This window comes from Acidovorax sp. 35-64-16 (genome assembly GCF_002281195.1).
GTDB classification, from domain to species: domain Bacteria; phylum Pseudomonadota; class Gammaproteobacteria; order Burkholderiales; family Burkholderiaceae_C; genus Acidovorax; species Acidovorax defluvii.
Window position 1 is genome coordinate 16,334 of record NZ_NCFM01000010.1, and the last position, 17,391, is coordinate 33,724.

Genomic DNA, 17,391 nt, shown 5'->3' on the forward strand with positions numbered 1-17,391 from the left:
CCGTGCGGCCTTGCCTTGCAGCCCATTGGGAGGGTGGCGGGAGACAGATCAGTTCTTGCTCATCCACTTGAAGGGCATGTAGTTGTCTGCCAGTTGCACCAGCTTGACGTTTTTGCCCACGCCCCAGGCCAGGGCCTGCTGGTGCAGGGGCAGGTGCCCCACGTCGGCCGAATGCAGGTCAAACGCCTCTTTGATCATGGCGTTGCGCTTGGCTTTGTCGGTCTCGGCCTGGATTTTCTTGGTCAGCTCGTCCACCTTGGGGTTGCAATAGGCGCCCAGGTTGAACTGGCCCGCGCCCTTGTCGTCTACACAGGCCATCAGGGCATTGAGGGCGTTGTGCGCGTCGTAGGTGGAAGGCGTCCAGCCCAGCATGTAAAAGCTGGTGTCGCGGCGCAAGATCTTGGGGAAATAGGTGCCCTTGGTCTCGGCCTGCAGATTGATCTTGACGTTGATGCGCGACAGGTTGGCCGCCACCGCCTGGCAGATGCGGCCATCGTTCACATAGCGGTCGTTGGGGCAGTTCATGGACACCTCAAAACCACTGGCGTAGCCTGCTTCGGCCATGAGCTTCTTGGCGGCTTCCACGTCATACGGCAGGCGCTTGGCGTCGGGCTGAAACCCGTTGATGCCCGGGCCCACCATCAGCGCCGAGGGGTTGGAGGCACCGCGCATCACCGTTTTCTTGATGCCGTCGATGTCGATGGCCTGGTAGAAGGCCTGGCGCACGCGCTTGTCCTTGAACGGGTTCTTGCCCTTCACGCTCGAGTACAGCAGCTCGTCGCGCTTTTGGTCCATGCCCAGAAAAATGGTGCGCAGCTCGGGGCCGGTGATGGCGCGGGTGTTGGCACCGTTGTTCACGCGCTCGATGTCCTGCACCGGCACGGGCTCCATCACGTCCACCTCGCCCGACAGCAGCGCAGCCACACGGGTGGCGTCGTTGCCAATCGGCGTGAAGATGACTTCGGCCACATTGCCTTCGATCTTGCCCCAATAAGTGCCATTGCGCGTGAACACCGTGCGCACGTTGGGCTGGCGTTCGCGCAGGCGGAACGGCCCCGTGCCGTTGGCCCGGAACGACGCGGCATTCTCGATGCCCTTGCGGCGGTCCACCGGCGTCACCGCCTGGTGGGTCTCGCACCATTTCTTGCTCATGATGGCCACTTGCGAGATCACGTCCGGAAGAATCGGGAACGGCATTTTGGTCTCGATCTCCACCAAAAAGTCGTTGATCTTGCGCACTTCCTTGAAGTCGTTGGTGTAGCTCTTCATGTCCGAGCCGTCGGCCTGGGTGCGCGCAAAGCTGAACAGCACATCGTCTGCCGTGAACGGGGTGCCGTCATGAAATTGCACACCCCGGCGCAGCTCAAACTGCCACACCGTGGGCGCGGTCTGCCGCCACGCCGTCGCCAGTGCGGGTGCCAGACTCAAATCCTTGTTGCGCCCCACCAGCGGCTCGTACACATTGCCCGTCGTGCTCAGCTGCAGCGACTCGTTGAGCGAGTGGGGGTCCATGGAAAGCGCATCACCCTGATTGGCCACCCGGATCGTTTGCGCGTTTGCTACCAAAGTAGTAGCTACTAGCGCTTGCAGTACAAGGGCCAAGGCGGTTTTTTTCTTTAATTTCATGCAAATATCCTGGAGGATGGCGGAAACAAGAAATCAGTGGACAAGACGGCACGCGGGAGGCAGTCCGTCAGGGCGTCGGCAAGGGCATGGCCTGCTCGATCAGGCTGGCGTGCAGTGCCGACCCCAGGGGCAGAACCTCGTCATTGAAGTCGTAGCGGCTGTTGTGCAGCGCGCTGCCACTGGCGCCCGTGCCCTGCCCCAACCGCAGGTAGGCGCCGGGCCTGGTCTGCAGCATGAACGCAAAGTCTTCCGCACCCATGCTGGGCTCCAGGTCGCGCACCACATGGTCGGCACCGACCAGCGACGCGGCCACGTCGGCGGCAAAAACGGCCTCGCTCTCGGTGTTGATGGTGGCGGGGTACATGCGCTCGTAATGCAGCGTGGCCGTGGCGCCAAACCCCAGGGCAATGGCGCTGCAAAGCTCTTTCAGGCGTTGCTCCACCAGTTCCTGCACCGCCGGGTCGAAGGTGCGCACCGTGCCCACCAGCGTGGCGGTGCCCGGCAACACGCTGAAAGCGCCCAGGTCGCCGGCCTGAATGGCGCACAGGCTGACCACGGCGCTTTCGATGGGCCGCACATTGCGCGAAACAATGCTCTGCGCCGCGGTAATGATGTGCGCCGCCACCAGCACCACATCGACCGTCTGGTAGGCATGGGCGCCGTGGCCGCCGCGCCCGGTGATCTCGATGGTGATGCGGTCTGCCGCCGCCATCATGGGCCCGGTGTTGATGCCCACGGTGCCCGGCTTCATGGCGGGCCAGTTGTGCATGGCAAAAACCGATTGCACCGGAAACCGGTCGAACAAGCCGTCTTCCATCATGACGCGGGCGCCGGCAAAGCCCTCTTCGCCGGGCTGGAAGATCAACACGGCGGTGCCGTCAAAGTTGCGGGTTTCGGCCAGGTAGCGGGCGGCGCCCACCAGCATGGCGGTGTGTCCATCGTGGCCGCAGCCATGCATGAGACCCTGCTTGCACGATTTCCAGGAAAAGTCGTTGTGCTCGGCAATGGGCAGCGCGTCCATGTCGGCGCGCAGGCCCACCATGCTGCCGCTCGATTGGCTGCGCCCCCGCACCACAGCCACCAGGCCCGTGCGGCCAATGCCTTCGTGGATTTCGTCCACGCCGCACAGTTGCAAAGCCTCTTTGACGCGCCGGCCGGTGTACAGCTCTTCAAAACCCAGCTCGGGGTGGGCATGCAAGTCGCGCCGCAGCGCGGTCAGTTCGGGGTGGAATTGCGCAATGTGGGCAAAGGCGCGCCCGCCGGCTTTCCATCGTGGATTGAGCATCAGTGCCCTCCGGCATTACCCACGCGCAGGCGCGGGTCGACCACAAAATACAGCAGATCCACCACCAGGTTGATCACCACAAAAATCAGCGCAATCAGGCACAGGTAGGCCGCCATCACCGGAATGTCGGCAAACGTCACGGCCTGGATGAACAGTAGCCCCATGCCCGGCCACTGGAACACCGTTTCCGTGATGATGGCAAAGGCAATCAGCCCGCCCAGTTGCAGCCCGGTGATCGTCATCACCGGCACCAGCGTGTTCTTGAGTGCATGGCCAAAATGGATGGCCCGGTTCGACAGGCCCCGCGCACGGGCAAACTTGATGTAGTCGGTGCGCAGCACCTCCAGCATCTCGGCGCGCACCAGCCGCATGATGAGCGTGAGCTGAAAAATCGCCAACGTAACGGCCGGCAGCGTGATGTGATGCCACCCCTTGGCCGTCAGCAGCCCCGAAGTCCACCACCCGATATGCACCACCTCACCGCGGCCAAAACTCGGAAACCAGCCCAGCATCACGGCAAACACCAGGATCAGCAGGATGCCGATCAAAAACGTGGGTAGCGACACGCCCAGCAGTGACAGCGTCATGAACGCCTGGCTGATGAAGGTGCCCCGCTTGAGCGCCGCATACACCCCCATGGGCACCCCTACCACCAGCGCCAGCGCGGCGGCCACCAGTGCCAGCTCCAGCGTGGCCGGAAACCGCTCGGCCATCAGTCGCGACACCTTGGCGCCCTGGCGCAGGCTCAGGCCAAACTCCCCCTGCGCGGCATTCACCAGAAAGTGCCAGAACTGCACGAAAAAGGGCTTGTCGAGCCCCAGGTCGGCGCGCAGGCTGCGGATCTGCTCGGGGGTGGCATCCTGCCCCAGCAGAAACACCACCGGGTCGCCCACATACTGGAACAGCATGAAGGCAATAAAGGCCACCGCAACCATCACCATGACCGCCTGAATCAGGCGGCGCAAAATAAAAGCGAGCATCAGAAAAGCGAAGAATGATGGACCATGCTAACAGGGAAGTTTCTGGCAACGAACGATGGTTTTCGAGCACGCAGTGCCGAAAATGACAGGTCCTTCACTCCCTGCATGCAGGAACAGTGCCAGCCATCCCGCCGCCGCAGGCACCTGAAAAATGGCTCGTCCCGCGCCCATTCGGGTTGGGGGGCGAATTCTTCATTTTTTTTGTGCCGCCCGCGAGATTCGGATTTTTCCAAAAAAGAAAAAAACCGGATCACTATCGCTAGCGACCCGGTTTTCCCTTGGAAACCCACGCCACTCTGTTGCCAGAGCGGCGTTTTTCCCCCACCAGTGATTAGAAGCGGTGACGAATACCAGCGGTGATACCGGTACGGCTGCGAGCGCCGCTGGCGGTGTCGAGCACGAGCGCAGTGCCGCCGCTGATGCTGGTGTGGTCTACGCCAAAGTAGGCGTCGGTGCGCTTGCTGAAGGCGTAGTCCGCCACGGCGACGTAGAAGTTGGCCTTACCGTTGGATGCGCCCGAGGCCGAGCCCGATTGCTTACCGCGGAAGTAGTGCGCACCCAGGTTCAGTTGAGGCGTCAGCTGATAGCCCACGCCCACCTTGAACAGTTGGCGCTTGTCGGCATCACCCGGCTGGAAGCCGCCATTGGTCTGGCCAGCCCAGAACTGGCCCAGGATCGCCCTGTCAACGGTGTTACGGAAACCCTGGATGGTGCTAGTGACCGTCTCGTATTTCGCCTTGTTCAGGCCGTAGCCAGTGTTGAAGTACCAGGGGCCGGTGCGATACGAACCACCCAGGGTCCAGGCATCGACATCGGTGCCGCCTGGCAGCGTCGTGCGCATGTAACCGCCACCCAATGCGAAGCCGTTGGCGGCGTAGCGCAGATAGCCGCCAGCCGTCTGCCAGGCACCGCCGCCCAGCGTGCTGCCCACATAGGCAGGCACCTGTGCCGCAGAAGCTGGCAGCCCCGCTTCCAGTGCCTTGGTGTCGTTGTTCTCGTCAAACGAGTATTGCAGCGAACCCACGAAACTGCGGTCCGGTGTTGCGAAGGTGTACTTCAGCATATTGCTGGTACGCGCTCCCACGGCCATGCCCAGCTCAGGCTTGTAGGCCTCCATATACGGAGAATAGGGGAACGAAGCGTAGGTACTGGTCACGACGTCGAACAGCACGTTCCACTGGCGCCCAGCGGTCAGGCGGCCATAGGGGCCTTGCAACCCCACATAGGACAACTGGAAGAAGGGAGTGGAAACACTGCCGTCATCTGCATTCAAACGATTTTCCAAAACAACCAGGGCCTTGGAACCACCGCCCAGATCTTCGTCCACGTTGATACCCCAGCGGCTTTGCGACATGCCGCCCCCAATCATCTTCGACAGGCCATCTTTACCGGCACCTTCGTTATTGGTATGGCGATAGGCCACATCAACAATGCCCCATAACTGCACGCTGCTCGTCGGTGCGCTGGCGGTCTGTGCGCAAGCAAAGCTTGAAGGCTCCGAAGGCGAACAACTTCGTGATATCGGTTTTTTTCATAGATCGGGTCTCTTTCCGTGGTTGGTTGGGTGCCGGTCCAGTTTAGTAAAGGCACGCTCGTGCGTAAGCGTTTGTTGCATATCGCTTACACAGGCTTTCCCTAATAGAACGACCGTTCACTTACTAAAAACCACCGCGCCATCACGACTTTCCAGGGCACAAACACCCGCCCTCCAGCCGCAACCTTTTGCAGAAAAGCCTGGCCCAAGAAAGCCCTGCCAGCGGTCAAACCGAATGGCGACAAGACCGCGCATTGTTCAAAAAGAGGTGCCAAATGCGAAAAAGCCACCCGTCTTGCGACGGGTGGCTTGAGGTCACGTCTGTGAATGCTGGCACAAGGCCAGCAAGTCATCAGAAGGAGTGACGGACACCGACTTGCACGCCGGTCTGGCTTTCGCCAGTTGCAGGACCGGTCACTGCTCTCAGGCCCTTAACAGACAGACCAACCTTAGAGGAATCCTTGTTGTCCATGTAGGAGACCGTGCCATACACAGCCGTACGCTTGGACAGGTTGTGGACATAACCCAGGCTGATGTGGTGAGCCTTGGAGTCGATGGCCTTCTGGTCGTACATCGAGTATTGCAGCTTCACTTCGCCAGCGCCCACGGGAGCCGACACGCCCAGGGCGTATGCGTTCACCTTGCGCTCTGCAGCGGCAGGAACGTCATCCTTGGTCTGTTGCAGGATGGCGATGGCCTTGGCAACGCCAAAGTTGTAAGAACCACCCAGCGTGACCTTATCGCGCTCAACGCCAGCATTCAGGTTAGCCCGGTCGTAAGACAGAGCAACGCTCAGAGGACCATTGTCATAGGCCACATTGCCGCCGATGTAACGGCCAGCCTTGCCCGTGGTTTGCTCGTCAAAACCGTAGCTGATGCCGCCGGTGAAGCCGCTGAAGTTGGGGGTGTAATAGCTGATCAGGTTGCTTTTGCGGACACCGTCGGCATCGGTGGTCGTGTTGCCCCATGCGCTCCAGCCCATGAACTGGCCGATACCGATGTTTTGGCCGAACAGATCGTAGCTGCTGGTCTTGCTGTAGCCGGCAACATAGTCACGACCCAGGCGAACTTCACCGAAACCGCCCATCAGGCTCAGGGTGGAGCGGCGCTTGAAATTGAAGCCAGAAGCATTGCCGTCGTCACCGAAGATTTCGCCTTCCAGGTGGAAACCAGCCTTCAGGCCGCCACCGAGGTCTTCCACGCCGCGGAAGCCCAGACGGCTCGTTGCGTTGCCGCTGGTACCCAGGCCATAGACGCTATCGCCAGCTGGGTTGGCGTTGTCGACATAGCCAACGTTGGTATCAACGATACCGAACAGGGTCACGGAAGATTGGGCCATTGCGGCGCCGGAAGCAGCCAGCACAGCCAGGGCAATCAGGGATTTTTTCATTGCGAGTTACTCCAAGGTTAAACATGGGCGCCGGTTCGGAGGTCTAGGGCACAGCGCCAGCGCAGTCCCACCGGTTCCCCGGGCCAACCTCCTGGTGGGGAAGTTGCAGTTATTGCACCAGACGGGGCGCGGTTGCGCAAAGGAAATCAGCACGCAGGGTCAATTTCGTTGCAGCATTGCAACATTTCAGCCACCTCTCGCAGACGACCGGAGCACCCTGACAAAACCCATGCCAAACGTGAACTGCGCAAAATGGCAGCCAAACAACCCAACGCACGCCAACCGCAAGAGTCGGCGGCAAACTAACCCGAAACAGCCCACCTTGTCTGTAACACCTGTCGCTTTCCTTCAACCATCCGCCCAATGCGCGCAGGGAATGCGGGAACATTCTGTTGAATCTGCCAAGTTGCAAAGCGGCAAAGTGGGTTTGCAAAAGCATATTTTGTGCCCAACCCAGTCAATCCTTCCCCAAAATACTGCCATGGACTCTTTACTTTGCGCCGCAGACACCGCGCTGCGCACCCTGTTTGCAAAACCCCACGCCATGGAGGCATCTCCGGCGGCGCCCTTTGCCGAGACAGCGCTCGACCCGGCCCAAAAGCGCCTGTCCGGCGCACTGATGCGGGTGAACCATGTGGGCGAGGTCTGCGCGCAAGCCCTTTACACGGCGCAGGCCGCCGTCACGCGTGACGCCCAGCTGCGCCGCCACCTGCTAGAAGCAGCCCGCGAGGAAACCGACCACCTGGCCTGGACGCAGCAGCGGCTAGACGCCCTGGGCGCCCGGCCCAGCCTGCTCAATCCGCTGTGGTTTGCGGGCGCGTTTGCGCTGGGCCTGGCGGCGGCCAAGGTGAGTGACCGCGTGAGCCTGGGGTTTGTGGTGGAAACCGAAAACCAGGTGTCCGAGCACCTGCAGAGCCACCTGGCCAAGCTTCCGCCGGACGACCTGGCCTCGCGTGCCGTGGTCAGCCGCATGAAGGACGATGAAGAGCGCCACGCAGCCAGCGCGCGCGATGCCGGCGCCATGGCCCTGCCCGCGCCCGCCCGCCTGATGATGAAAATGGCCGCCAAAGTGATGACAACCACGGCGCATTACGTTTGACCGCGTACGGCCTCATTGACCTGACACATTGAAGTTTTGAATACCGCTCAGGCTGAGCTTGTCGAAGCCCTTCGACAGGCGCTCAGGGCGAACGGTTCAAACTTTAGCTGGCCGGATCAATCGAAGGACCTCAAGCCTCAACGATCTCGAAGCCCGTGGTGATGTGCGCCGTCTTGCCCAGCATGATGCTGGCCGAGCAGTATTTTTCGTGGCTCATGGCGATAGCGCGCTCCACGGCGGCGGGCGCAAGCCCCTTGCCCGTCACGGTGAACTGCATGTGGATGGCGGTGAACACCTTGGGGTCCACCTCGGCCCTTTGCGAGGTGAGTTTGACGCTGCAGCCACGCACATCGTGGCGCCCGCGCTTGAGAATCAGCACCACGTCATAGGCGGTGCAGCCGCCGGTGCCTGCCAGCAAGGTTTCCATGGGCCGGGGCGCCAGATTTTGCCCACCGTTGGCGGGGTTTGCAGCGTCGGGGGCGCCGTCCATCGCAATAGTGTGGCCGCTGCCCGTTTCGGCCACAAACCCCATTCCCGACCGCGTTCCGGTGCCGCCTGTCCAGCTGACTGTGCATTCCATGTCTTTCGCTCCTTGTTGATGCGTAGTTTTTTCACAAAATGGGCAGGCCATTTCAAAAATTGCGGTGAATTTTGCTGCATTGCAACAGTGATTGCGCTAAGATAGCGCCATGCGTTGCCCTTTTTTCAAAAAAGGGTTGGTACCGAGAAGGTCACCAACAGCCGCAACGCACCGATTGTCTCCTCCATCTCCTCAAAGGATGGATTCAGCCCTGGGCCTTACCGCCTGGGGCTTTTTTTTGCCTGCGCCGCGCTGCCGGTGCGGCCCGCAAGGCCCGAACGGTGCCTGCGCGCCGGGCGGCCCGGCGTTGCGCCTATGATGATTGGTCCCGCCACCCCCGCTGCGGCGGCGCACCTCCTGCATTACATGACCCAGCATCTCACCCCCTCCGATTACCTGAAGAAGATCCTGACCGCCCGCGTCTATGACGTGGCCATCGAGTCGGCACTGGAGCCCGCCAAGAACCTCAGCCGACGCCTGCACAACAAAGTGCTGCTCAAGCGCGAGGACCAGCAGCCCGTGTTCAGCTTCAAGCTGCGCGGCGCCTACAACAAGATGGCCCACCTCACACCCGAGCAGTTGCAAAAGGGCGTGATCTGCGCCTCGGCCGGCAACCATGCGCAGGGCGTGGCCATGAGCGCGCGCAAGCTGGGCACGCGCGCGGTGGTGGTGATGCCCACGACCACGCCCCAGCTCAAGATCGACGCCGTGCAGGCGCTGGGCGGCGAGGTGGTGTTGTTTGGCGACAGTTATTCGGATGCCTACGACCACTCGGTGCGGTTGCAAAAAGAGCAGGGGCTGACCTTTGTGCACCCCTTTGACGACCCCGACGTGATCGCCGGCCAGGGCACGATTGCCATGGAAATCCTGCGCCAGCTGCAAAAGCTGGGCAGCAACCAGCTCGATGCCGTGTTCGTGGCGATTGGTGGCGGCGGCCTGGTGGCGGGCGTGGCCAACTACATCAAGGCCGTGCGGCCCGAGATCAAGGTGATTGGCGTGCAGATGAACGACTCGGACGCCATGATCCAGTCGATCAACGCGCACGAGCGCGTCACGCTGGCCGACGTGGGCCTGTTTTCGGACGGCACCGCCGTCAAGCTGGTGGGCGAAGAAACCTTTCGCGTGGCGCAAGACCTGGTGGACGAATACATGACGGTGGACACCGATGCCGTGTGCGCTGCCATCAAGGACGTGTTTGTGGACACGCGCAGCATCGTCGAGCCCGCTGGGGCCCTTGCCGTGGCGGCCATCAAGCAATATGTCGCCAACAACAAGACCCGGGGCGAGACCTACGCGGCCATTTTGTGCGGCGCCAACATGAACTTCGACCGCCTGCGCTTCGTGGCCGAGCGCGCCGAAGTGGGCGAAGAGCGCGAGGCGCTGCTGGCGGTGACCATTCCCGAAGAGCGCGGCAGCTTCCGGCGCTTTTGCGAAGTAATTGGCGGCCTGCCCGGCGGCCCGCGCAACGTGACCGAGTTCAACTACCGCATCAGCGACGCCGCGCGCGCCCATGTGTTTGTGGGCCTGACCACGCATGGCAAGGGTGAGTCGGAAAAGATCACCAGGAACTTCGAGCGCCACGGTTTCGAGTCGCTCGACCTGACGCACGACGAGCTGGCCAAGGAGCACCTGCGCCACCTGGTGGGCGGCCACTCGACGCTGGCACAGGACGAGCGCCTGCTGCGCTTTGTGTTCCCCGAGCGGCCCGGCGCGCTGCTGAAGTTTCTGAGCCTGATGCAGCCCACCTGGAACATCAGCCTGTTCCATTACCGCAACCAGGGCGCCGACTATGGCCGCATTCTGGTGGGCCTGCAGGTGCCACCTGAAGACGCCACGGCGTTTGACGCCTTCCTGGCCACGCTGGGCTACCCCTGCGTGGAAGAAACGCTGAACCCGGCTTACCGGTTGTTCTTGCGCTCAAAATAATGGTCAAAACAGCCTCTAGCGCTTATGCATCAAGCGCTAGTAGCTATTATTTTTGACATTGCCACAACACCCTCCATGCAAGCCCTGCGCCACTACCTGCTGGCCGTGCAGTTTTTTACCCGCATTCCCGTCACGGGGCAGCTGGCCGACTGGGTGGGCTACAGCCCAGCCATGCTGCGCGCCAGTGCGGCGCATTTTCCGGGCATAGGCTGGCTGGCGGCGGCGCTGTCGGCGGGCGTTTATGCCGCGCTGCATTGGGCCCTGGCGCCCAACCCGCTGGCCCCGGCCGTGGCGGCGGTGTTTTGCACCATTGCCACGGTGCTGATGACCGGGGGCTTCCACGAGGACGGCCTGGCCGATGTGGCCGACGGGCTGGGCGGCAGCTACGACCGCGAGCGGGCGCTCGACATCATGAAAGACTCGCGCATTGGCGCCTTTGGGGCCATGGCGCTGGTGCTGGCCTTGCTGGCCAAGCTGTGCCTGCTGGCGCTGCTGGGGGCCCACAGCCTGCAGGCCGCATTGGCGGCACTGGTGGGCGGGCATGTGCTGTCGCGGCTGTGGCCGCTGCTCATCGTGCGCAGCCTGCCCCATGTGGGGGATACCGCCCAATCCAAAAGCAAGCCGCTGGCAGACCAGATCACCGGCGCGGCGCTGGTTGCTGCTGTTTTGTGGTGTTTTGTGCCTTTAGCGCTTGTATGGCAAGCGCAATCAGCTCTGTTTTTAATAGCATCTGCAGGCTGCAGCGGCCTGGCCGCCGCCTGGATGGGCCGCTGGTTTGCGCGGCGCCTGCAGGGCTTTACCGGTGACTGCCTGGGCGCCACGCAGCAGGTCAGCGAAATCGGCTTTTACCTGGGCGCGGCGCTGGCCTTGCGCTGGGCATGACCCCACCGCCCGCCGTGCAGCCCCGCGCCCGCCTGTGGCTGGTGCGCCACGCCCAGCCTGTGGTGGCCACCGGCACCTGCTATGGCGCGTTGGACGTGCCCGCCGATGCAGCTGCCACGCAGGTGGCCGCGCAGCGCCTGGCGCAGGCTTTGCCGGCAGGCGCCACGGCGTACCATTCAACGCTACAAAGATGTGAGCTACTCGCGCTTGCTACACAAGCGCTACAGCCCAATTTGACCATTCATCCCGATGCGCGCCTGCGCGAAATGGACTTTGGCGCCTGGGAGGGCCACGCTTGGGACAGCATTGGCCAAAGCGCCATCGACGCCTGGACCGCCGACTTTGCGCTGCACCGCCCCGGCGGCGGCGACAACCTGGCCGCGCTGCTGGCCCGCGTGGCCGCAGCCCTGAGCGATGCACGCCAGCAGGCGCAGGACGGCAACGATGTGGTGTGGTTCACCCATGCGGGCGTGGCGCGCTGCGTGGCCTGGCTGCTGGCCCACGGAGAAGGGCCCATGCCCGGGGCCGACGAATGGCCCCTGGCGGCCCCGGCGTGGGGCGCGTGGGAATTGCACGATCTGGCGTAACGCCCTGCACCGGCGCACCCCGGTGTCAGTTTTTGGCGGGCATGTCCAGCGTCAGCGTAGCGGGGCCATCCACGCTGGCACCCAGCCGGGCCTGGCGCGGGTCGAGCGACTGCAGCACCAGCCCTTCATCCACCATGGCACCCACGCGAAATGGTTTGGCCGGCTGGCCATCCACCGCGATCAGCGCCGCACCGCCGCCGCTGCTGCGGCCCGCCAGCACACCGATCAGGGCGAACCGGCTGGTCAGCGATGCCGCCGGCGCCCGGGCAGCGGCCGCACCAGCAGCCGGCACCCCCAGCAAGCGGGCCATGGCCTGGGCATCGGGGGCCACAGCGGCCGGGGCAACAACCGGCACCGCCAGCCCCACAGGCCGTGCCGACAGGCGCAACCCCCAATAGACCACGCTGGCGCCCGCCAGGGCCCAGAGAGCCAGTGTCCCCAGACGCACGCCCCATTTGCTGTATGAATTGGTCATCATCGGGGGATTATGATTCACGCGATCCGACCCTCCCGAGACTGGCTGACGTGAACACCTCCTCCCTTTTCCTCTTGCGCAGCGCCCGCCGCCGCCTGACCTTGCATGCGTCGCGGGGCTTCACCCTGATCGAGCTGATGGTGGTGCTGGTCATCATCGGCGTGCTGGCCGCGCTGATCGTGCCCAACGTGCTCGACCGCGCCGACGACGCACGCAGCACCGCCGCGCGCACCGACGTCACCAATGTGATGCAGGCCCTCAAGCTGTACCGCCTGGACAACCAGCGCTACCCCACGGCCGAGCAGGGCCTGCAGGCGCTGGTCGTCAAACCCACGGCCGGCCCCGTGCCCGGCAACTGGAAGCCCTACCTCGAAAAGCTGCCCAACGACCCCTGGGGCCGGCCTTACCAGTACCTGAACCCCGGCATCAAGGGCGAGATCGACGTGATGTCGTTCGGCGCCGACGGGCAGTCGGGCGGCGAAGGCAAGGATGCGGATATCGGCAGCTGGCAATAGAGATTTCTGTTCAGAGCATCCCCAGCGCATGAAATTGGCACTGCCCCACGCCAGCGGACGCCGCGCAAGGGCCGCCCCGCCGCGCTGGCGTCGTCTCCCCTCCCGCGAAGCGAGAGAGGGGGGAAGCCGCGCAGCGGCTCAGGGGGGTGTCGCTGCCTCACGCGGATTCACGCTGCTTGAGCTGCTGGTCGTCATCAGCATCATGGCGCTGGCTACGGCGGGGGTCAGTCTGGCGATGCGCGACAGCGGGCAGACCCAGCTGGAGCGCGAAGCGGCACGGCTGGCGGCCCTGCTGGAATCGGGCCGGGCCCAGTCGCGTGGCACGGGGGTGCCCGTGCGCTGGCGCGCCGATGCGCGGGGTTTCCGCTTTGAAGGTCTGCCCGCCAGCACGCTGCCCACCCAATGGCTCGATGCCGGCACCAGCGTGCGCGGCCCCGCCATCCTGCAGCTGGGGCCCGAGCCGCTGATCGGCCCGCAGCAGGTGCTGCTGGTCAACCAGGCCTACCCTGAGCGCATGCTGCGCGTGGTCACCGACGGGGTGCGGCCGTTCACGGTGGAGCCGCTGCCGTGACGCTCATGGGGCGCGCGCCCGAGCGCGGCTTCACACTGGTCGAGGTGCTGGTGGCACTGGGCATCGTGGCCATCGCCCTCATGGCGGGCCTGCAGGCCACCACCGCGCTGACGCGCAATGCGCAGCGCCAATCAGACATCGTGCTGGCCCAGCTGTGTGCCGAGAACGAGCTGGTCAAGGCCCGCCTTTCACGCCAGATGCCAGGGGTGGGCGACAGCACCGAGCCCTGCGAGCAGTCGGGGCGCCGCTTTGACGTAGCCGTGATCGTGCGGCCCACGCCCAACCCGAGTTTTCGGCGGGTGGATGCCCAGGTGCTGGATGGAGACATCTCGGTGCTGCGCCTGTCCACCATTGTGGGGCGGTATTGATATGGGGATGGCTTTCAAAGAACGCCTCCTGCGCACGCAGCATGGCTTCACCCTGATCGAGCTGCTGGTGGGCATTTCCATCATGGCGCTGATGGCGGTTCTGGGGTGGCGCGGGCTGGACGGGATGGCGCGGGCGCAGGAAACCATCCGCCAGCGGGCCGACGAATTGCTGCTGGTGCAGGCTGCGCTGGGCCAGTGGGGCGCCGATCTGGATGCCCTGCTGGCCGTGCCCCACACCACGCCCCTGGACTGGGATGGCCAGGTGCTGCGCATGACGCGGCGCAGCAGCGCCGTGCCCGATGAAGGCGCTCTGGTGGTGGCCTGGACCCGGCGCGACGTGCAGGGCACCAGCCACTGGCTGCGCTGGCAGTCTGCCCCGGTGCGCACCCGCGCCGACTGGCAACAGGCCTGGCAGCAGGCCGCCCTGTGGGCCCGCAATCCCGGCGAAGCCGAGCGGCGCCGCGAAGTGGTGCTGCTACCGCTGGACAACTGGCAGCTCTTTTATTACCGCGGGGGCGCCTGGTCGAACCCGCAGTCGAGCGGCGACGCCACGCCCGACAACGCTGCCGCGCTGCCCGATGGCGTGCGCCTGCAGATCAGCATCAGCCCGGGCCAGGCCCTGGCCGGGCAGGTTACGCGCGACTGGGTGAACCCCTTGCTGGGCGGCGGCAAGTCATGACGCACGGCACCCGCCCTGCGCAGCCCAGCGCCGCCCGCGCCCGCGTCCACCAGCGCGGTGCGGCCTTGCTGGCGGCCATGCTGACGGTGACGCTGGTGGCCACCTTTGCCGCTGCCGCCCTGTGGCAGCAATGGCGCGCGGTCGAGGTCGAGACGGCCGAGCGCGCCCGGCTGCAGTCGACCTGGATACTGGTGGGCGCCCTCGACTGGTCGCGCCTGATCCTGCGCGAGGACGGCATCACCGGCGGCGCCGACCACCTGGCCGAACCCTGGGCCGTGCCGCTGCAAGAGGCCCGCCTGTCCACCTTTCTCGCGGCCGACCGCAACGTGGCCCAGGTGGACGATGCCAGCACCGACACCACCGATGCCTTTCTGTCGGGCCAGATCACCGACATGCAGGCCCGGCTGAACCTGACCAACCTGATGGAGGGCGACAAGGTCAACGCTGGCGCCTTGCGCCAGTTCTCCCGCCTGTTCGAGCGGCTGGGCCTGCCCCCGCAGCAACTGGACCAGCTGGTGCAAGCCCTGCGCGAGGCCAAGGCCAGCAAGGGCGCCGACAGCAGCGCCCCCCTGGCGCCGCCCAGCGTGACCCAGCTGGGCTGGCTGGGCCTGCCCCCGACCACCGTGGCCGTGCTGGCCCCCCATGTCACGCTGCTGCCGGTGCGCACCCCCGTGAACCTGAACACCGCCGATGTGGATGTGCTGTGGGCCGCCATCGACGGGCTGGACACGGCGAGCGCGCAAAAGATCGTGCAGGCCCGGCAGGCGCGCCATTTCCGGGGGCTGACCGATGTCACCAACCAGCTGGGCGCCAGCATTGCGCTGAACGCCGACGACCACGCCATCGCCTCGCGCTACTTCGAGGTGCGCGGGCGGTTGCGCCTGGGCGCCACCATGGTGGACGAGCGCTCGCTGGTGTCGCGCCAGGGCACCATCATCACCACCTTGTGGCGCGAACGCGGCGCATTTGACCGTGCCCCCTTGACCGCAGCGCCCGAGTCGGGCCGATGAGAACGCGGTCACTCTCTGAGCGCCTCCGTACTGTCAAGTCTGCAGCCTAGAATGGCGCGCAAAACCCGTCCATGAGCACCCTGATCCTTTTCCTGCCCCAGGCCCCTTGCGGGCCCACGACCGCCTTCAGCTACACGCTGACCGCCGACGGCCATACCGAACTTCGCCATGCCAGTGCCCCGGCGGCGCTGCTGCCCGAGCCCGCCCGGCCGGGTGGCGAGGTGGTGGCCGTGGTGCCGGCGCGGGCGCTTTCCTGGCAGCGCGTGCAATTGCCCCAGGGCGTGCCGCTGGGGGCAGGCCAGCAAACGTCGCGCCTGCGCTCGGTGCTGGAGGGTTTGCTGGAAGACCAGCTGCTCGACGACCCCGCCCAGCTGCACTTTGCCCTGGAACCGGGCGCCCGCGCCGGCGAACCCGTGTGGGTGGCCGTGTGCGACCGCGCCTGGCTGCGCGAAGCCTTGCAGGTGCTGGAGGCCGCCGGCCGCCGCGTCTCGCGCGTGGTGCCTGAATTTGCGCCCGGCCCCACCGCCAGCGGCGGGCCCGAGCTGTTTGCGCTGGGCACGCCCGAAGAAGCCCACCTGGTGCTGTGTGGCCACGGCCCCGACCAGGGCGTGGCCGTGCTGCCCCTGTCATCGGCGGCGCTGGGCCTGATCAGCCCGGCCACCAGCCCCACAGACACCGAAGCCCCCCCGCTGCCGCTGCACGCCGAACCGGCTGTGGCAGCGCTGGCCGAGCGCACGCTGGGCCGCCCGGCGGCGCTGCACACCGCAAGCCAGCGCGCGCTGGATGCGGCGCGCGGCGCCTGGGATCTGGCGCAGTTCGATCTGGCCAGCACCGGGCGCACCCGGGCCCTGCGCAAGGCCGGCAGCGCCGCCAGTGCGTTTTTGTATGCGCCGCAATGGCGGGCGGCACGCTGGGGCGTCGGCCTGCTGGCGGCGGCCCACCTGGTTGGCCTGAACGCGTGGGCCTGGCAAGAGCGCGACGCGCTCGCCGCCAAGCAAGCCGGTGTGCGCAATGCACTCACCCAGACATTTCCGAAGGTGCAGGTGGTGGTGGATGCCCCGGTTCAAATGGAGCGTGAGCTGGCCGTGCTGCGCCAGGCCGCTGGCAGCGTCTCGCCACGCGACCTGGAGCCCCTGCTGGCTGCGGCGGGCGCGGCCCTGCCCGAAGGCCAGCTGCCCAATGCACTGGAATACACCGCAGGTGAGCTGCGCCTGCGCGGCATCACGCTGACGGACGAAGAGCACACCGCCATGGTCACCCGGCTGCAGACCGCGGGTTATGGCGCCCGCATGGACGATGGCAGCCTGTCGCTGCGCGCGGAGACAACGCCATGAGCACCCCCACCCACCACACCTTGCAACAGCGCTGGAAGGCCCTGGCCCCTCGCGAGCAAAACCTGGTTCTGGCTGCAAGCGCCATCGTGGCCCTGGCGCTGCTGTGGTGGGTGGCCCTGGCGCCAGCCCTGAAAACGCTGCGCACGGCCCCCGCCCGCCATGCCGCCCTGGATGCCCAGTTGCAGCGCATGCAAAGCCTGCAGGCCGAAGCCTTGCAACTGCAGGCCGCGCCACGCGGCACACCGGGCGACGCCGTGGGCAGCCTGCGCGCGTCGCTGACCCAGCGCCTGGGCGCCACCGCCCAGCTCAGCCTGGTGGGCGACCGCGCCACCATCACCCTGAAGGGCGCGCCCGCCGACGCCCTGGCGCAATGGCTGGCCCAGGCACGCAGCAATGCGCTGGCGGTGCCGGTGGAAGCCCGGCTCACGCGCAGCGCGGCGGCGGCTGCGGGCACATCGCCACCTGCCACCCTGGGCAATGTGCCCGCTGCGGCCGCACCGCGCTGGGATGGCAGCCTGGTGCTGGCACTGCCCGCGCGCTGAACGGCGTC

18 protein-coding genes are annotated in these 17,391 nt (G+C 65.2%); 11 read left to right on the forward strand and 7 right to left on the reverse strand.

Annotated features, from left to right (window positions below):
- Nucleotides 1–48: 48 nt before the first annotated feature.
- The 5 genes from B7Y64_RS08980 to B7Y64_RS09000 form a co-directional block, all read right to left on the reverse strand.
- On the reverse strand, nt 49–1,626 hold the full coding sequence (locus tag B7Y64_RS08980) for an ABC transporter substrate-binding protein (RefSeq protein ID WP_291324457.1): 1,578 nt from the start codon (nt 1,624–1,626) through the stop codon (nt 49–51).
- Nucleotides 1,627–1,693: 67 nt separating this feature from the next.
- The gene (locus tag B7Y64_RS08985) at nt 1,694–2,911 is read right to left on the reverse strand and encodes a M20 aminoacylase family protein (protein ID WP_291324458.1); all 1,218 of its coding nucleotides are present in this window, start codon (nt 2,909–2,911) and stop codon (nt 1,694–1,696) included.
- Entirely contained in the window at nt 2,911–3,891 is a 981-nt protein-coding gene (locus B7Y64_RS08990) for an ABC transporter permease (protein ID WP_291324459.1), read from the reverse strand. The genes B7Y64_RS08985 and B7Y64_RS08990 overlap by 1 nt, the downstream gene beginning before the upstream one ends.
- A 331-nt stretch (nt 3,892–4,222) precedes the next feature.
- The gene (locus tag B7Y64_RS08995) at nt 4,223–5,338 is read right to left on the reverse strand and encodes a porin (protein ID WP_291324460.1); all 1,116 of its coding nucleotides are present in this window, start codon (nt 5,336–5,338) and stop codon (nt 4,223–4,225) included.
- 439 nt (nt 5,339–5,777) lie between these two features.
- Nucleotides 5,778–6,815, reverse strand: a complete 1,038-nt coding sequence (locus B7Y64_RS09000; protein ID WP_291324461.1) for a porin — start codon at nt 6,813–6,815, stop codon at nt 5,778–5,780.
- Nucleotides 6,816–7,296: 481 nt separating this feature from the next.
- Here B7Y64_RS09000 and coq7 point away from each other — a divergent pair, with 481 nt between their 5' ends.
- The gene (gene coq7, locus B7Y64_RS09005) at nt 7,297–7,914 is read left to right on the forward strand and encodes a 2-polyprenyl-3-methyl-6-methoxy-1,4-benzoquinone monooxygenase (RefSeq protein ID WP_291324462.1); all 618 of its coding nucleotides are present in this window, start codon (nt 7,297–7,299) and stop codon (nt 7,912–7,914) included.
- 130 nt (nt 7,915–8,044) lie between these two features.
- Here coq7 and B7Y64_RS09010 read toward each other — a convergent pair whose 3' ends face one another.
- Nucleotides 8,045–8,494, reverse strand: a complete 450-nt coding sequence (locus B7Y64_RS09010; protein ID WP_291324463.1) for an OsmC family protein — start codon at nt 8,492–8,494, stop codon at nt 8,045–8,047.
- Between the two features lie 366 nt (nt 8,495–8,860).
- On the opposite strand from B7Y64_RS09010, the gene ilvA reads away from it, so the two are divergent.
- The 3 genes from ilvA (at nt 8,861) to B7Y64_RS09025 (ending at nt 11,889) form a co-directional block, all read left to right on the forward strand.
- Complete coding sequence (gene ilvA / locus B7Y64_RS09015; protein ID WP_291328721.1) at nt 8,861–10,420, forward strand: threonine ammonia-lyase, biosynthetic; 1,560 nt, start codon at nt 8,861–8,863, stop codon at nt 10,418–10,420.
- Between the two features lie 75 nt (nt 10,421–10,495).
- Complete coding sequence (locus tag B7Y64_RS09020; RefSeq protein ID WP_291324464.1) at nt 10,496–11,302, forward strand: adenosylcobinamide-GDP ribazoletransferase; 807 nt, start codon at nt 10,496–10,498, stop codon at nt 11,300–11,302.
- Nucleotides 11,299–11,889 (forward strand): histidine phosphatase family protein, encoded by a 591-nt coding sequence (locus B7Y64_RS09025; protein WP_291324465.1) that lies wholly within the window; start codon nt 11,299–11,301, stop codon nt 11,887–11,889. Before B7Y64_RS09020 ends, B7Y64_RS09025 begins: the two co-directional genes overlap by 4 nt.
- A 25-nt stretch (nt 11,890–11,914) precedes the next feature.
- On the opposite strand, the gene B7Y64_RS09030 is transcribed toward B7Y64_RS09025, so the two are convergent.
- Nucleotides 11,915–12,367, reverse strand: a complete 453-nt coding sequence (locus B7Y64_RS09030) for a type II secretion system protein N (RefSeq protein ID WP_291324466.1) — start codon at nt 12,365–12,367, stop codon at nt 11,915–11,917.
- Between the two features lie 71 nt (nt 12,368–12,438).
- Between B7Y64_RS09030 and gspG the strand changes: the two genes are divergently transcribed.
- From gspG to gspM, 7 genes are all read left to right on the forward strand, one after another.
- On the forward strand, nt 12,439–12,879 hold the full coding sequence (gene gspG, locus B7Y64_RS09035; RefSeq protein ID WP_291324475.1) for a type II secretion system major pseudopilin GspG: 441 nt from the start codon (nt 12,439–12,441) through the stop codon (nt 12,877–12,879).
- A 28-nt stretch (nt 12,880–12,907) separates the two neighbouring features.
- Entirely contained in the window at nt 12,908–13,450 is a 543-nt protein-coding gene (locus B7Y64_RS09040; protein WP_201740989.1) for a prepilin-type N-terminal cleavage/methylation domain-containing protein, read from the forward strand.
- 5 nt (nt 13,451–13,455) lie between these two features.
- On the forward strand, nt 13,456–13,818 hold the full coding sequence (gspI, locus tag B7Y64_RS09045; RefSeq protein WP_291324476.1) for a type II secretion system minor pseudopilin GspI: 363 nt from the start codon (nt 13,456–13,458) through the stop codon (nt 13,816–13,818).
- Between the two features lie 7 nt (nt 13,819–13,825).
- Nucleotides 13,826–14,497: a prepilin-type N-terminal cleavage/methylation domain-containing protein gene (locus B7Y64_RS09050; RefSeq protein ID WP_291324467.1), complete on the forward strand. Its 672-nt coding sequence runs from the start codon at nt 13,826–13,828 to the stop codon at nt 14,495–14,497.
- Nucleotides 14,494–15,507 (forward strand): type II secretion system minor pseudopilin GspK, encoded by a 1,014-nt coding sequence (gene gspK / locus B7Y64_RS09055; protein WP_291328693.1) that lies wholly within the window; start codon nt 14,494–14,496, stop codon nt 15,505–15,507. Before B7Y64_RS09050 ends, gspK begins: the two co-directional genes overlap by 4 nt.
- A 71-nt stretch (nt 15,508–15,578) precedes the next feature.
- Nucleotides 15,579–16,841, forward strand: coding sequence for a type II secretion system protein GspL (gspL, locus tag B7Y64_RS09060; protein WP_291324468.1), 1,263 nt, complete (start codon nt 15,579–15,581; stop codon nt 16,839–16,841).
- Nucleotides 16,838–17,383, forward strand: coding sequence for a type II secretion system protein GspM (gspM, locus tag B7Y64_RS09065; RefSeq protein WP_291324469.1), 546 nt, complete (start codon nt 16,838–16,840; stop codon nt 17,381–17,383). The genes gspL and gspM overlap by 4 nt, the downstream gene beginning before the upstream one ends.
- Nucleotides 17,384–17,391: the final 8 nt, after the last annotated feature.

Bases quoted from the DNA above. Each gene is read 5' to 3' on its own strand.
- B7Y64_RS08980 (WP_291324457.1), bottom strand. From the start codon at position 1,626: ATGAAATTAAAGAAAAAAACCGCCTTGGCCCTTGTACTGCAAGCGCTA.
- B7Y64_RS08985 (WP_291324458.1), bottom strand. From the start codon at position 2,911: ATGCTCAATCCACGATGGAAAGCCGGCGGGCGCGCCTTTGCCCACATT.
- B7Y64_RS08990 (WP_291324459.1), bottom strand. From the start codon at position 3,891: ATGCTCGCTTTTATTTTGCGCCGCCTGATTCAGGCGGTCATGGTGATG.
- B7Y64_RS09000 (WP_291324461.1), bottom strand. From the start codon at position 6,815: ATGAAAAAATCCCTGATTGCCCTGGCTGTGCTGGCTGCTTCCGGCGCC.
- coq7 (WP_291324462.1), top strand. From the start codon at position 7,297: ATGGACTCTTTACTTTGCGCCGCAGACACCGCGCTGCGCACCCTGTTT.
- B7Y64_RS09010 (WP_291324463.1), bottom strand. From the start codon at position 8,494: ATGGAATGCACAGTCAGCTGGACAGGCGGCACCGGAACGCGGTCGGGA.
- ilvA (WP_291328721.1), top strand. From the start codon at position 8,861: ATGACCCAGCATCTCACCCCCTCCGATTACCTGAAGAAGATCCTGACC.
- B7Y64_RS09020 (WP_291324464.1), top strand. From the start codon at position 10,496: ATGCAAGCCCTGCGCCACTACCTGCTGGCCGTGCAGTTTTTTACCCGC.
- B7Y64_RS09025 (WP_291324465.1), top strand. From the start codon at position 11,299: ATGACCCCACCGCCCGCCGTGCAGCCCCGCGCCCGCCTGTGGCTGGTG.
- B7Y64_RS09030 (WP_291324466.1), bottom strand. From the start codon at position 12,367: ATGATGACCAATTCATACAGCAAATGGGGCGTGCGTCTGGGGACACTG.
- B7Y64_RS09040 (WP_201740989.1), top strand. From the start codon at position 12,908: ATGAAATTGGCACTGCCCCACGCCAGCGGACGCCGCGCAAGGGCCGCC.
- gspI (WP_291324476.1), top strand. From the start codon at position 13,456: ATGGGGCGCGCGCCCGAGCGCGGCTTCACACTGGTCGAGGTGCTGGTG.
- B7Y64_RS09050 (WP_291324467.1), top strand. From the start codon at position 13,826: ATGGCTTTCAAAGAACGCCTCCTGCGCACGCAGCATGGCTTCACCCTG.
- gspK (WP_291328693.1), top strand. From the start codon at position 14,494: ATGACGCACGGCACCCGCCCTGCGCAGCCCAGCGCCGCCCGCGCCCGC.
- gspL (WP_291324468.1), top strand. From the start codon at position 15,579: ATGAGCACCCTGATCCTTTTCCTGCCCCAGGCCCCTTGCGGGCCCACG.
- gspM (WP_291324469.1), top strand. From the start codon at position 16,838: ATGAGCACCCCCACCCACCACACCTTGCAACAGCGCTGGAAGGCCCTG.